Source organism: Moraxella lacunata (genome assembly GCF_900453205.1).
GTDB classification, from domain to species: domain Bacteria; phylum Pseudomonadota; class Gammaproteobacteria; order Pseudomonadales; family Moraxellaceae; genus Moraxella; species Moraxella lacunata_B.
Genome location: NZ_UGQU01000002.1, coordinates 471,292 through 484,963 on the forward strand (window position 1 = coordinate 471,292; position 13,672 = coordinate 484,963).

9 protein-coding genes, 2 tRNA genes and 3 rRNA genes are annotated in these 13,672 nt (G+C 42.6%); 5 read left to right on the top strand and 9 right to left on the bottom strand.

Features of this window, described 5'->3' with window-relative positions:
• Positions 1-14: 14 nt before the first annotated feature.
• Positions 15-1,337, bottom strand: a complete 1,323-nt coding sequence (locus tag DX073_RS07720) for an ATP-binding cassette domain-containing protein (protein ID WP_115007166.1) — start codon at positions 1,335-1,337, stop codon at positions 15-17.
• A gap of 794 nt (positions 1,338-2,131) precedes the next feature.
• Between DX073_RS07720 and DX073_RS07725 the strand changes: the two genes are divergently transcribed.
• The 5 genes from DX073_RS07725 to rrf all read left to right on the top strand — a co-directional run bounded on the left by DX073_RS07725 (position 2,132) and on the right by rrf (position 7,270).
• A 16S ribosomal RNA gene (locus DX073_RS07725) occupies positions 2,132-3,660 on the top strand.
• A gap of 60 nt (positions 3,661-3,720) precedes the next feature.
• A tRNA-Ile gene (locus tag DX073_RS07730) sits at positions 3,721-3,797 on the top strand.
• A 6-nt stretch (positions 3,798-3,803) separates the two neighbouring features.
• Positions 3,804-3,879: transfer RNA gene (locus tag DX073_RS07735), tRNA-Ala, on the top strand.
• A gap of 279 nt (positions 3,880-4,158) precedes the next feature.
• Positions 4,159-7,018: ribosomal RNA gene (locus tag DX073_RS07740) — 23S ribosomal RNA — on the top strand.
• Between the two features lie 138 nt (positions 7,019-7,156).
• Positions 7,157-7,270: ribosomal RNA gene (rrf, locus tag DX073_RS07745) — 5S ribosomal RNA — on the top strand.
• Together the 16S, 23S and 5S rRNA genes with 2 tRNA genes alongside form the textbook arrangement of a ribosomal RNA operon.
• A gap of 277 nt (positions 7,271-7,547) precedes the next feature.
• Here the strand turns inward: rrf and DX073_RS07750 are convergent.
• The 8 genes from DX073_RS07750 to thrS form a co-directional block, all read right to left on the bottom strand.
• The gene (locus tag DX073_RS07750) at positions 7,548-7,799 is read right to left on the bottom strand and encodes a transposase (RefSeq protein WP_115007168.1); all 252 of its coding nucleotides are present in this window, start codon (positions 7,797-7,799) and stop codon (positions 7,548-7,550) included.
• 68 nt (positions 7,800-7,867) lie between these two features.
• A complete protein-coding gene (locus tag DX073_RS15065) occupies positions 7,868-7,981 on the bottom strand; it encodes a transposase (RefSeq protein ID WP_181814396.1) in 114 nt (37 codons plus the stop codon).
• Positions 7,982-8,189: 208 nt separating this feature from the next.
• Positions 8,190-8,387: an SH3 domain-containing protein gene (locus DX073_RS07760; RefSeq protein ID WP_181814397.1), complete on the bottom strand. Its 198-nt coding sequence runs from the start codon at positions 8,385-8,387 to the stop codon at positions 8,190-8,192.
• Positions 8,388-8,859: 472 nt separating this feature from the next.
• A complete protein-coding gene (locus DX073_RS07765; RefSeq protein WP_115007172.1) occupies positions 8,860-9,378 on the bottom strand; it encodes a hypothetical protein in 519 nt (172 codons plus the stop codon).
• Between the two features lie 163 nt (positions 9,379-9,541).
• The gene (locus DX073_RS07770; RefSeq protein ID WP_115007174.1) at positions 9,542-9,931 is read right to left on the bottom strand and encodes a hypothetical protein; all 390 of its coding nucleotides are present in this window, start codon (positions 9,929-9,931) and stop codon (positions 9,542-9,544) included.
• Between the two features lie 420 nt (positions 9,932-10,351).
• The gene (locus tag DX073_RS07775) at positions 10,352-10,753 is read right to left on the bottom strand and encodes a hypothetical protein (protein WP_115007176.1); all 402 of its coding nucleotides are present in this window, start codon (positions 10,751-10,753) and stop codon (positions 10,352-10,354) included.
• Positions 10,740-11,438 (bottom strand): IS1 family transposase, encoded by a 699-nt coding sequence (locus tag DX073_RS07780; RefSeq protein WP_115004781.1) that lies wholly within the window; start codon positions 11,436-11,438, stop codon positions 10,740-10,742. The genes DX073_RS07775 and DX073_RS07780 overlap by 14 nt, the downstream gene beginning before the upstream one ends.
• A 221-nt stretch (positions 11,439-11,659) precedes the next feature.
• Positions 11,660-13,588 carry a threonine--tRNA ligase gene (gene thrS, locus DX073_RS07785; RefSeq protein ID WP_115007178.1) on the bottom strand — a complete coding sequence of 643 codons (1,929 nt, stop codon included), beginning with the start codon at positions 13,586-13,588 and terminating at the stop codon, positions 11,660-11,662.
• Between the last annotated feature and the right edge of the window lie 84 nt (positions 13,589-13,672).

The following is a 13,672-nucleotide window of genomic DNA, read 5'->3' on the forward strand; positions in this document are numbered from 1 at the left end:
CCTGCAAAACTGAATCAATGGCGAACTTCCACGATAAGCCTTGTTTTGCCAATTTCATCTAACTTGGCGTGAATAATGTCCGTGTTCACGCCATCCAAATTGGCGTCCCATTCATCAAGGAGCAATATAGGCGTATCATCGCCCGTTAGCTCATCAATTTCACCGATAAGTCGCTGTCCTGTTGAGCCTTCGGTATTATCAAAAATCAGCTCATGCTTGGCGGGCAGGTAATAAGCACGCTCGCCAAGCCTGTTCTTTAATGTCAAAAGCACGCACGATTTGCCCACGCCATTATCGCCAACAAGGGTAATGCGTCCTGTGCTGGGCGGATTTTTCAAAAATTCATCAAAATCAAAGGCTTGATTGGTCTGTTTGACAAAAATTCTATCTTTTTTAATGTGCTTGTCAAGTGTGACATTTGGCGTATCAAACAATTGGATTAGCCCGTCAAGCCGAGCCATGAGTGTGCTAATTTCCGCCCGATAGCCAATGAGTTCATGGCTCATTTGAAGCATTTGAATCTGGCGTGGCAACGTAGCAACGAGCATGGCAAGCATCGCCATATCCCCCAAATTTTGCCAAAACAGCACGCCACTTGCCGTCAAGACGCACACAAGCAAAACAAGCATTCCCACATTACTGCTTAGGTGTCGCATGGATTTGGCATGGATACTGTCGGTTTTGGCTGTGTTAAGGGTGTCTGTCAAAGTGCGATTGTGTCGTAAGTAATTGTATTTATTAAAAATAATCACATTATCCCACGCCCTTGATAGCCCCGACATCAGCATGAGCCGAGACATTTGGGCGGTTCTGGCAAGATTGCCAAGCCTGTCTTTAAATAAATGCACCGCTCCCATGGCAAGCACCATGCCCACGCCATAACCCAATAAAATAAAGCCGTCTAGCACCCATGCAATGACAATCAGGTTGAATCCGACATTTAATAGTAGCGTTATCATATCAAAAACGCCAAGTAAGCTATCATCAAGAGTGTGTTTGCTTTCTTGGGCGAGCATGGCGGTGGCGGTGTGTTTTAGAGTGTGGTTATTATAATGGCATGATTTTCCCAAAAAATGCTTATCAAACAAAGTGTTATAACGTGCCAGCGAGTCAAATTTGGCTTTTTCCAAAAAGATACTGGCAAAATAAAGCGGTATCAGTACGAGTGTCAAAGATGTCACAAAACCAATAAGATAAGGCAGCGACAGTGTGCCGCCCGTTACACTTTTGGCAAGATTTGCGATAAAAAAGGTGGATGATGCGACAATAAGTTGGGCAATACCAACAAAGGCAAGGCTTGCCACAAAAGCAGGGGTAAATAGTAGAGCGTATCTCATACAGAACTTTCCAAAGTTTTTAACCTAATCTCAACTCAGAATGATAACGTATTGATTATTGATGGTTTTTTGAATTGTAGGGGCGAATCACATTTACCCTTGATAAATCAACGGCTTGTATAATGTTGAGAGTTGGGTGTTTTTAAAAATTTTAAGCGTAGGTAAAGATGAGATATGAGTTACATTGGCAAGTCCTTTTGAATGAAAAATACTAAGATAGCAAAATGCGAGCGGTCTAGCAAGCAAAAATTTAAAAATAAATCCCCTTAAAAATCAACATCTTACAAAAAATATCAAAATTTTTAATTTTACCCCTTGACCCCCACCAAAAACCCTGTATAATACGCACTCATTCAAGCAATGGTTGGTTACAAAACACCAACAAAACAACTTTAATCTAAAATAAATTAAGAATGAAGTTTGTTAAAGTTTGAATATTTTGGAAGAATTTATTTAAAAGTTAAGTTAAAAACAAACTTCTAAAAACTTTCAAAAAAATTAAAAAAGTGCTTGACATAAAAATCCATTGTGATAAAATAGTCAGCCTTGATTGATGATACAGACGATGTATCACGCACTATTTAAAAACATACTAAGAACAACTTGTGTGGATTTTTGCTAATACAAGATAATACAAAAATTATCATTTATCAAGCAAAAATACTCAAAGTTAATTCATTTACACGATGAGCAGATATTTTTAAAAATATCAAATATTGCTAGTAAGTACATAACGTACACGATAAATGAGCCAAAACAAATTAAGTCCTAAGCAATTAGGCAAAACAAAGATTAAACTGAAGAGTTTGATCATGGCTCAGATTGAACGCTGGCGGCAGGCTTAACACATGCAAGTCGAACGATGAAGTCTAGCTTGCTAGACGGATTAGTGGCGAACGGGTGAGTAATGCTTAGGAATCTGCCTATTAGTGGGGGATAACGTAGGGAAACTTACGCTAATACCGCATACGTCTTACGAGAGAAAGGGGGCTTTTAGCTCTCGCTAATAGATGAGCCTAAGTCGGATTAGCTAGTTGGTGGGGTAAAGGCCTACCAAGGCGACGATCTGTAGCTGGTCTGAGAGGATGATCAGCCACACTGGGACTGAGACACGGCCCAGACTCCTACGGGAGGCAGCAGTGGGGAATATTGGACAATGGGCGAAAGCCTGATCCAGCCATGCCGCGTGTGTGAAGAAGGCCTTTTGGTTGTAAAGCACTTTAAGTGGGGAGGAAAAGCTTGTGGTTAATACCCACAAGCCCTGACGTTACCCACAGAATAAGCACCGGCTAACTCTGTGCCAGCAGCCGCGGTAATACAGAGGGTGCAAGCGTTAATCGGAATTACTGGGCGTAAAGCGAGCGTAGGTGGTTATTTAAGTCAGATGTGAAAGCCCCGGGCTTAACCTGGGAACTGCATCTGATACTGGGTGACTAGAGTAGGTGAGAGGGAAGTAGAATTCCAGGTGTAGCGGTGAAATGCGTAGAGATCTGGAGGAATACCGATGGCGAAGGCAGCTTCCTGGCATCATACTGACACTGAGGTTCGAAAGCGTGGGTAGCAAACAGGATTAGATACCCTGGTAGTCCACGCCGTAAACGATGTCTACCAGTCGTTGGGTCTCTTGAAGACTTAGTGACGCAGTTAACGCAATAAGTAGACCGCCTGGGGAGTACGGCCGCAAGGTTAAAACTCAAATGAATTGACGGGGGCCCGCACAAGCGGTGGAGCATGTGGTTTAATTCGATGCAACGCGAAGAACCTTACCTGGTCTTGACATACAGAGAATTCGCTAGAGATAGCTTAGTGCCTTCGGGAACTCTGATACAGGTGCTGCATGGCTGTCGTCAGCTCGTGTCGTGAGATGTTGGGTTAAGTCCCGCAACGAGCGCAACCCTTTTCCTTAGTTACCAGCACTTCGGGTGGGAACTCTAAGGATACTGCCAGTGACAAACTGGAGGAAGGCGGGGACGACGTCAAGTCATCATGGCCCTTACGACCAGGGCTACACACGTGCTACAATGGTTGGTACAAAGGGTTGCTACACAGCGATGTGATGCTAATCTCAAAAAGCCAATCGTAGTCCGGATTGGAGTCTGCAACTCGACTCCATGAAGTCGGAATCGCTAGTAATCGCAGATCAGAATGCTGCGGTGAATACGTTCCCGGGCCTTGTACACACCGCCCGTCACACCATGGGAGTTGATCTCACCAGAAGTGGTTAGCCTAACGCAAGAGGGCGATCACCACGGTGGGGTCGATGACTGGGGTGAAGTCGTAACAAGGTAGCCGTAGGGGAACCTGCGGCTGGATCACCTCCTTAACGAATTATCTGATTAGCAAGAATTCACAACAAGTTGTTCTTAGTAAAGTAAGTTAAATTGGGTCTATAGCTCAGTTGGTTAGAGCACCGCCTTGATAAGGCGGGGGTCATAAGTTCAAGTCTTATTAGACCCACCATACTTTGGGGTTATAGCTCAGTTGGTAGAGCGCCTGCCTTGCACGCAGGAGGTCAGGAGTTCGACTCTCCTTAACTCCACCACTTACAATAAATTAGAACTAAGCAATCAAATTAAACAGCATACAATTAGATTTCTTAATTCTACTTTATGTAGATAACTTACAATTAACTGATGAAGTTAATTACATTATTTAACAACGTAACTATGAGTCTGGGTTAATTATTTAATTCCAACAAATAATTAACCATGGTGTTTGTACCCAATACAAACACCTAAAGTAAAGAGAACTGAATCAAGCGTAAACATAGGTGAATCGTTACACATTACCCTTATGACACCAAGACTACTTGGGGTTGTATGGTCAAGTAATGAAGTGCACATGGTGGATGCCTTGGCAGTCAGAGGCGATGAAAGACGTGATAGCCTGCGATAAGCGTCGGTGAGGTGGCAATATCCTGTGACCCGGCGATTTCTGAATGGGGAAACCCAGCCAACATAAGTTGGCTATCCTAACCTTTGGTTAGGAGGCAAACCGGGAGAAGTGAAACATCTCAGTACCCCGAGGAAAAGACATCAATTGAGATTCCCCAAGTAGCGGCGAGCGAACGGGGAGGAGCCGATCGAATTTACAGTAGCAAAATGGCGTGGGAAAGCCAACCATAGTAGGTGATAGTCCTGTATGCGAAACTGTTTATGAGACATATTAAGTAGGGCGAGACACGTGAAATCTTGTCTGAAGATGGGGGGACCATCCTCCAAGGCTAAATACTCCTGACTGACCGATAGTGAACCAGTACCGTGAGGGAAAGGCGAAAAGAACCCCTGTTAGGGGAGTGAAATAGAACCTGAAACCGTGTGCATACAAGCAGTCGGAGCGGACTTGTTCCGTGACGGCGTACCTTTTGTATAATGGGTCAGCGACTTATATTCTGTAGCAAGGTTAACCGTTTAGGGGAGCCGTAGGGAAACCGAGTCTTAATAGGGCGATTAAGTTGCAGGGTATAGACCCGAAACCGAGTGATCTATCCATGAGCAGGTTGAAAGTGCCGTAACAGGCACCGGAGGACCGAACCCACTGTCGTTGAAAAGCCAGGGGATGACTTGTGGATAGGGGTGAAAGGCTAATCAAACTCGGTGATAGCTGGTTCTCCCCGAAAGCTATTTAGGTAGCGCCTCGGACGAATACCATTGGGGGTAGAGCACTGTTTCGGCTAGGGGGTCATCCCGACTTACCAAACCGATGCAAACTCCGAATACCGATGAGTACTATCCGGGAGACAGACGGCGGGTGCTAACGTCCGTCGTCAAGAGGGAAACAACCCAGACCGCCAGCTAAGGCCCCAAATTCCTAGTTAAGTGGGAAACGATGTGGGAAGGCACAGACAGCTAGGAGGTTGGCTTAGAAGCAGCCACCCTTTAAAGAAAGCGTAATAGCTCACTAGTCGAGTCGGCCTGCGCGGAAGATGTAACGGGGCTCAAACTAGGAGCCGAAGCTGCGGATTTAATTGTTTCAATTAAGTGGTAGGGGAGCGTTGTGTAAGCCTGTGAAGGTGTATCGTAAGGTATGCTGGAGGTATCACAAGAGCGAATGCTGACGTGAGTAACGACAAAACGGGTGAAAAGCCCGTTCGCCGGAAGACCAAGGGTTCCAGTCCAACGTTAATCGGGGCTGGGTGAGTCGACCCCTAAGGCGAGGCCGAAAGGCGTAGTCGATGGGAAATCGGTTAATATTCCGATACTTGTTTATGATGCGATGGAGGGACGGAGAAGGTTATGTCAGCCTGGCGTTGGTTGTCCAGGTGGAAGGATGTAGGTAGGTTTAGTAGGCAAATCCGCTAGACTATTACTGAGATCTGATAGCAAGCTGTACATGTACAGCGAAGTGGCAAATACCCTGCTTCCAGGAAAAGCTTCTAAGCGATAGTCATAAAGAAATCGTACCCGAAACCGACACAGGTGGTCAGGTAGAGAATACCAAGGCGCTTGAGAGAACTCTGCTGAAGGAACTAGGCAAAATGGTACCGTAACTTCGGGAGAAGGTACGCTGCCGATGGTGATAAGACTTGCTCTTTGAGCTGTTGGCAGTCGCAGATACCAGGCTGCTGCAACTGTTTATTAAAAACACAGCACTCTGCAAACACGAAAGTGGACGTATAGGGTGTGATGCCTGCCCGGTGCTGGAAGGTTAATTGATGGGGTTAGCGTAAGCGAAGCTCTTGATCGAAGCCCCAGTAAACGGCGGCCGTAACTATAACGGTCCTAAGGTAGCGAAATTCCTTGTCGGGTAAGTTCCGACCTGCACGAATGGCATAATGATGGCAGCGCTGTCTCCAGCAGAGACTCAGTGAAATCGAAATCGCAGTGAAGATGCTGTGTACCCGCGGCTAGACGGAAAGACCCCGTGAACCTTTACTACAGCTTTACATTGAACTTTGACCTAACTTGTGTAGGATAGGTGGGAGGCTTTGAAGTGGTGACGCCAGTTGCCATGGAGCCAACCTTGAAATACCACCCTGGTTATGTTGGGGTTCTAACTTAGATATAACAGTATCAAGGACAATGTATGGTGGGTAGTTTGACTGGGGCGGTCTCCTCCTAAAGAGTAACGGAGGAGTACGAAGGTGCGCTCAGAACGGTCGGAAATCGTTCAAAGAGTATAAAGGCAAAAGCGCGCTTAACTGCGAGACCCACAAGTCGAGCAGGTACGAAAGTAGGTCTTAGTGATCCGGTGGTTCTGTATGGAAGGGCCATCGCTCAACGGATAAAAGGTACTCTGGGGATAACAGGCTGATACCGCCCAAGAGTTCATATCGACGGCGGTGTTTGGCACCTCGATGTCGGCTCATCTCATCCTGGGGCTGAAGCAGGTCCCAAGGGTATGGCTGTTCGCCATTTAAAGAGGTACGCGAGCTGGGTTTAGAACGTCGTGAGACAGTTCGGTCCCTATCTACCGTGGGCGTTGGAAATTTGAGAGGATCTGCTCCTAGTACGAGAGGACCAGAGTGGACGAACCTCTGGTGTTCCGGTTGTTTCGCCAGAAGCATCGCCGGGTAGCTATGTTCGGATGGGATAACCGCTGAAAGCATCTAAGCGGGAAGCCCACCTCAAGATAAGATTTCCCTAAAGAGCCGTTGTAGACTACGACGTTGATAGGTTGGGTGTGGAAGCACAGCGATGTGTGTAGCTAACCAATACTAATTGCTCGTTTGGCTTGACCATACAACACCCAAGTGGTTTAAATCACTTTAAGTGTTGTATTGTAAAGTGTAATGATAACCTTAATCTTGATTTAGTAAAAACTTTAAAAAATGAAATTAAAATAAAACAGACTCATAACAGCGTTGTTAATCCTTTTACGCTGACGACAATAGCAAGATGGAACCACCTGATCCCTTCCCGAACTCAGAAGTGAAACGTCTTAGCGCCGATGGTAGTGTGGTTCGCCCATGTGAGAGTAGGTCATCGTCAGCACCTTATTTAGCCCCCTCTGTCGGATGATGGAGGGGGTTTTGGTTTTTAAAATCCTTGAATTTGTGTATAATAGCTTGACTTAACTTTACTTATAATTATTTATGTGAGTAACTTGCTTGTGCGTAGGGTGATATTAATGGGTGGGCAAAAGCCACTGTACCTTGATAAGGCATTTTCCACCAGGTGTCTTAGTTTGTACAAGTAGTCATCTATTGGGTTTTGGTCTTTACTTTTGCTATTACTGCGTTTTGATATGTTGGGTGTTGTATTGGTTTGTTTAATTTACCCCCCTTAGTTCATCACAGTCGTAGCCAATATCCGCACTTAATGCTTCTGTATGCTTTGATAAAACTTGTTTGTTTTGCTCTATAAGCTGTGGAGCAACCTTAACATCATGAACTTGTCCACCTGTGATGAGAAAATCAATAGGGTTACCGCAAGCATCTACCACAAGATGAATCTTTAATGCCTTGTTCTGTCTTGTTAGCAACATTACAAGCATGTTGATGGGCTTTGATGTAATTATCATCTATAAACACCCACTCAGTATCAGCTTCTTTGGATGGGTATTGAAACAATTTCATGAGCTTACCTAACTTACCAACGCACAAAGGTTTTGTAAATAGTGTTGTGGCAACTAAAACATTTGGGTAAGTCTCTCCAAGGTATGCCTGTACGAATGCGAAACAAAATGCCTTCTAGGGTTACCAAAATCGTTTTTTGTTTTGTTAATAAAGTTCAACATGGTCTAGTTCTGATGGGTATTGTGCCAAATATGATTTACCTGTTATTTGGTAATACGGATTTAAAAAAAATCCACTCAATTTCTTGAATGGATTTTTAAAAATCAATAACAACTGATAAATTCCCGATATACCCAACCAATATATCGGTCTGTTTTGGCGTTAAACACCATTATTCAAGGACGACCTTTGTTGTCATAATCGTATTGACTGACATAAACCACCGCGCCATTTGGCACTTTACCAATGACCTTGCCATTGGGTGTGGCTCGTACATTGAGCGGTGTGCCTGTTGGGTCGGTTGCCTTGCAGGTTTGAGCGTGGGCAGATATGCTAGCAAAGCTTAATATTAGAGCAAGTGCTAATTTTTTCATATAAACTGCTAGTTAATAAGCACAAAATTCAATATTTGCCCACTCTGCATCATTATAAGGGATAATCTTGATTTTATGCACGCCTTTGACTTTGGTGGTAAAATCAAGCTCTGCGTCGTCTGCATAGGCGGTGCGACCTTTTGGGTCTATGATTTTAATATCCTCAACATCACGAGCGTTTTCTCTAATAGTAACATAAATGGTTTGGTTGGCTTTGGTATTTAAAGTAAAGTTCGGTTTGTATAATCCCCCTCAAAGCTACCACAATGGCTACCTTTGGCAAAAGAGATAGGAGTAGTCTTGGCAAAACTCTGATCGCTCATTATCATTGCCCTACAAATTAACAAAATTTTTAAACTTTTCATAAAATTATCCTTAAAAATACGCTTATTATCATAAACCAGTTAAAATAAAAAATCCACTCAAAATTACTTTGAATGGATTTTAAAGGATAGAACAAATGATGATTGTTTCAATCCATCACTTTTAAACCCAAATAAATCACCTTATCCATTAAGCATTTGTCTTGACCACGCTGAATTATTTGCTCCGTACGGGGATTTTGCTTGGGTTCTACTTGTGAGTTGATATGATATTGATGATTTAAGTGAATAATTTGATTGTTGTGTAAAGTTAAAAATCCTTGATTGTCATAAATCTTGTAATCCTTAATAGAATTTACCCAAAAAATGGGGGTTATCAATTCTGCTGTACTATCCACATTAAACAAAAGACAATCATTGAGCCAAACAAACCGCCCTGTGGTGCCTATGGTACCATCTAGGGTATGAATGGTTGAGCCTTGTGGGTACCAAGTAAAAAGTCCAATGGGTACAGTGCGGATATGACTGGGGAGCTTATAGTCATTACCCATAAGCTCATTTGGTGTGGTTTCTAATACAGAATAGGTAATTGGCTCGGTAGGCTGTTTGGTTGTGGTTGTACAACCAAACAAAAACAATACAGGCATCATCAAAGCAAGTTTTTGCATAAGTTAATTCTTAATGGTAAGGTGCGTAACACGCACCATTAAGGGATATGAACCAAAAACGGTGCGTGGTACGCACCTTACAAAATTATATGGTAGTTTGCAATGATGGGCAAGTTGTTTTAAGCAAAAAAGTATTCAAGGTTTTTAAATAAATTTTAAAAAATCAATAAGCACAAAATTCAAGTTCGGCATAAGTATGGCTGTCGTGCGGTATGTCAAATCCAATCGTATATTTCCCCTTGTTTGCAATATGATATTTCCATTGTGCTTGCTCAATGTCGTACTTTTGACTGTATACTTTGCTATAATCAAATTCAACGCCATCACCTTTGCTATTGGTGAGGTAGGGTTTTGAAGTGCCTGCAATTAAATCAATGGTAAATGTTTGATTTTTGTTTAAATAAATATGAAGATTGCTACGAGTATCAATTTCATAGGTAGCACAATAATCGCCCTTTTTAAATTTGATTTCTATGTCTTTGGGCGGTTTGGCAAAACTTTGACCGCCCATTATTATCGCCCCACAGATTAACAGAGTTTTTAAACTTTTCATAAATTTTCCCTTAAAAAACTGTTTTTATTATCATAACAAATCCATAAAATAAAGACAAGTTAAAATTTAAAGTGGCAAGAGTTGTGATGATTTATTGTTTGACAAACCCACCCAAATCCGCTACCATAACAAAAAACAGATAGGGATAATTCTATGACTTTACTCACTTTACATATTCTAAGATGAATTATCCGCCCAAGCGGATAAATTTGGACTATTAAATGAACAATCCATATTGCAAGCCTTTCGTGAATTTCTTAAAAAAAGCCCAAAGAGCGAGAGCTTAGCGGAGCTTAAAGGAATGGTTAAATTTATGGCGGAAGATTTTAATGAATGATTATGATGATTTGTTTGGTAAGGTATTTTTAAAATAAAAAATCCACTCAATTTTTTTGAATGGATTTTTTTGTTTGATTAAATCTAGTCATTGAATGCACAAAACTGAACATTAAGATATTGATTTTGCTGTCTTGGCATTATGGATATAGTATAGTTTCCTTTTGTTGTCGTGTTATATAGAAGCTGTAAATCTCCTCCATAATCAATTTCATCATACTCCTCAAATGTTGATAGAGTGCGACCTTTTGGGTCTTTGACAACAGCTTTGAAATTTTCCGATGTGCTAATATTTAAAATTTGTCTAGCACCTAATTGCAGTGTAAATTTTTTCCCTTTCACATTACCTGAAAAGACACCACATTCACTACCTTTGGCAAACTTAATTGGCACAGTATTGGCAAAACCTTGTCCGCTTACTGCAAGCAATGCACAAAGAGTTAAAATTTTTGGCTCTGGTCTAAAAAGTATGCTAAACCCAACCATAGTTAATATAATGAAACACCAACTCAAATGCTTTGAAATGGTTTTCTAGCTTTTTAGAAAAACAGCAAGTTCTCCTAAATGCTCGCCTGACGAAGGTTCTCAGTCTGGTGTTATTGCCTTCAATACCCACAGTAAAGCGTTTACCAACTTGTTTTAAAGAGTGCTTAAAGGCAGTTAAAAAGCTATCCCAATCATCACAAGCAATTTTGTTGAAAGTAATGCCTAGTTGGGTAAGTTGTATTTTGAGTTTTTTGGCAGTAGCAAGGTTTCGTTTGCCCCACACAAAAGCAACAATCTCACCTGTGCCTTTGTCATAAGCATAGATGAGCCAAACTTTGTTTTTCTTGTTACCAACATAAGTCCAAAACTCATCTACTTCTAAGGTGTCGTAATGTTGTTGTTTGGGTTTGATTTTGTGGTTGCTGTTTGTGAGTACACTTAGCACCTTTGCTTTGCTCACTTGTTCAATTACCACAATATCTGCAATGCTACCACGAGCAAGCATTAAGCGTATTTTGTTGTCTATGTGCGAATAACAGCCCTTGTAGCTTAGTTCTGACTGTTGGACAAACTGTCTGTGGCAATTTTTACAAAAATAATTTTGTTTGCCATAGCTTTTTACGCCATTTTTCTTTATACTATGACATAGGCAACTTGGGCAAGTAATGGTAATTGTCGTCTTCATAACCGTAAATTACCACTGTTTGGTTAAGTTGTCTTTTTAGTTTTTGTTACAGCATACTTTTTGAACCACTGCCAAATTTTTAATGCTTTCATAAAAATACCCTTAATTTTAAAATGGATTACAGGCATTATACTAAAAATCAAAAAAAACAATTTTTTTAAATTTTTATAAAAAAATCCACTCAAAACACCTTTTTGAGTGGATTTTAATATTAAGCCAAATTATTCACTTTTTGGCTCAACCCTTCCCTTTTTCTCAATCGCCTTATCCAGTACGCTCATAAAGTCAGATAGGCTCATACTACCCAAATTCTCGCCCTCTCTTGTACGCACATTGACCGTACCAGACTCCACTTCTTTGTCGCCCAGTACCAGCATAAAAGGAATGCGTTCAAGGGTGCGTTCACGAATTTTAAAGCCGATTTTTTCGTTACGAACATCGCCAATGGCACGGTAGCCCTTGTCGGTCAAGGCTTTGACGGTGTCAGCGACATTGTCCGCTTGCTTGTTGGTGATGTTCATTACCACGACCTGCTGGGGGGCAAGCCACGCAGGGAACCAGCCTGCATAATGTTCAATCAAGATACCAATAAAGCGTTCAAAACTGCCCAAAATCGCACGATGAAGCATTACAGGGCGTTCTTTTTCGCCAGACTCGCCCACATATTCTGCCCCCAGTCGCTCTGGCAAATTAAAGTCCAGTTGTAGCGTGCCACATTGCCACACACGCCCCAAGCAGTCTTTTAGGCTAAATTCAATCTTAGGACCATAAAACGCCCCTTCGCCCTCTTGCAGTTCCCAAGCGAGCCCTGCGTTATCCAAAGCGTCCGCCAAATCTTTTTCGGCTAAGTCCCAAAGCTCATCAGAACCGACTCGTTTTTCGGGGCGAGTGGAGAGCTTCATTTGCACATCATCAAAGCCAAAATCTTTATAGACTTGCAAGGTTAATTTAATAAAATCAAGGGCTTCGGTGCGAATTTGGCTATTGCTACAAAAGATATGGGCATCGTCTTGCACAAAGCCACGCACACGCATAATGCCGTGCAAGGAGCCAGACGGCTCATTACGATGACACGAACCAAATTCCGCCAAACGCAAGGGCAAATCACGATAGGACTTTAAGCCCTGATTAAACACCTGCACGTGGCACGGGCAATTCATCGGCTTAATGGCATAATCTCGTTTTTCGCTAGATGTCGTAAACATCATCTCGCCATAATTTTCCCAATGCCCAGATTTTTCCCACAGACTTCTGTCCACCACTTGCGGGGTCTTAATCTCTTGGTAGCCGTTGTCTTTTTGCACTTTTCGCATATATTGTTCAAGCACTTGCCACACCGTCCAGCCGTTGGGGTGCCAAAACACCATACCGGGGGCTTCTTCTTGCAAATGGAACAGATTTAAGGCTTTACCGATTTTGCGGTGGTCTCGTTTTTCGGCTTCTTCTATGCGTTTGATGTAGGCTTGTAGCTCTTTTTTGTCCGCCCACGCCGTGCCGTAGATTCGTTGTAGTTGCTCGTTTTTGGCATCTCCTCGCCAGTAGGCACCGCTCATTTTGGTCAGTTTAAACGCCTTTAAAAAGCGAGTATTGGGAACGTGCGGTCCACGGCACATATCAATGTATTCTTGATGATAATACAGCCCCATTGCGGTTTCGTCTGGCATATCGTCAATCAGACGAAGTTTATAATCCTCGCCACGATTTTTAAAGATTTCAATGACTTCATCTCGTGGGGTCATTTTTTTGATGACATCGTAATCTTGGTTAATCAGCTCCACCATACGAGCTTCAATGGCTGCCATATCGTCTTGGGTAAAGGGCTTTTCACTAAAAATATCATAATAAAAGCCCTCATCAATCACAGGTCCGATGACCATTTTGACTTCTGGAAACAGTTGTTTGACAGCGTGTCCCAAAAGGTGTGCACACGAGTGGCGGATAATCTCCACGCCCTCATTATCCTTTGGGGTGATGATTTGTACGGTTGCGTCTGTCGTGATGGGGTCGCAGGCGTCCACAAGTTTGCCGTTTACTTTGCCTGCGAGCGTTGCTTTGGCAAGTCCTGCACCGATACTTTGGGCGATTTGCATTACTGTTGTTGCACCGTCAAAGTGCTTGATGTCGCCACTTGGAAGTGTGATTGCAACCATAAGAAGTCTCCTAATGTTGGCGTTGGTAGTGATGTTCGTTACGAGTGAACATTTAACCGCTACCAGTGGAATGAGTTAAAAATA

What these genes read in the sequence shown, in the direction of transcription:
- DX073_RS07720 (WP_115007166.1), bottom strand. Translation starts at nt 1,337, where the DNA reads ATGAGATACGCTCTACTATTTACCCCTGCTTTTGTGGCAAGCCTTGCC.
- DX073_RS07750 (WP_115007168.1), bottom strand. Translation starts at nt 7,799, where the DNA reads ATGATAATTACATCAAAGCCCATCAACATGCTTGTAATGTTGCTAACA.
- DX073_RS07760 (WP_181814397.1), bottom strand. Translation starts at nt 8,387, where the DNA reads ATGAAAAAATTAGCACTTGCTCTAATATTAAGCTTTGCTAGCATATCT.
- DX073_RS07770 (WP_115007174.1), bottom strand. Translation starts at nt 9,931, where the DNA reads ATGAAAAGTTTAAAAACTCTGTTAATCTGTGGGGCGATAATAATGGGC.
- DX073_RS07775 (WP_115007176.1), bottom strand. Translation starts at nt 10,753, where the DNA reads ATGGTTGGGTTTAGCATACTTTTTAGACCAGAGCCAAAAATTTTAACT.
- thrS (WP_115007178.1), bottom strand. Translation starts at nt 13,588, where the DNA reads ATGGTTGCAATCACACTTCCAAGTGGCGACATCAAGCACTTTGACGGT.
- DX073_RS07765 (WP_115007172.1), bottom strand. Translation starts at nt 9,378, where the DNA reads ATGCAAAAACTTGCTTTGATGATGCCTGTATTGTTTTTGTTTGGTTGT.
- DX073_RS07780 (WP_115004781.1), bottom strand. Translation starts at nt 11,438, where the DNA reads ATGAAGACGACAATTACCATTACTTGCCCAAGTTGCCTATGTCATAGT.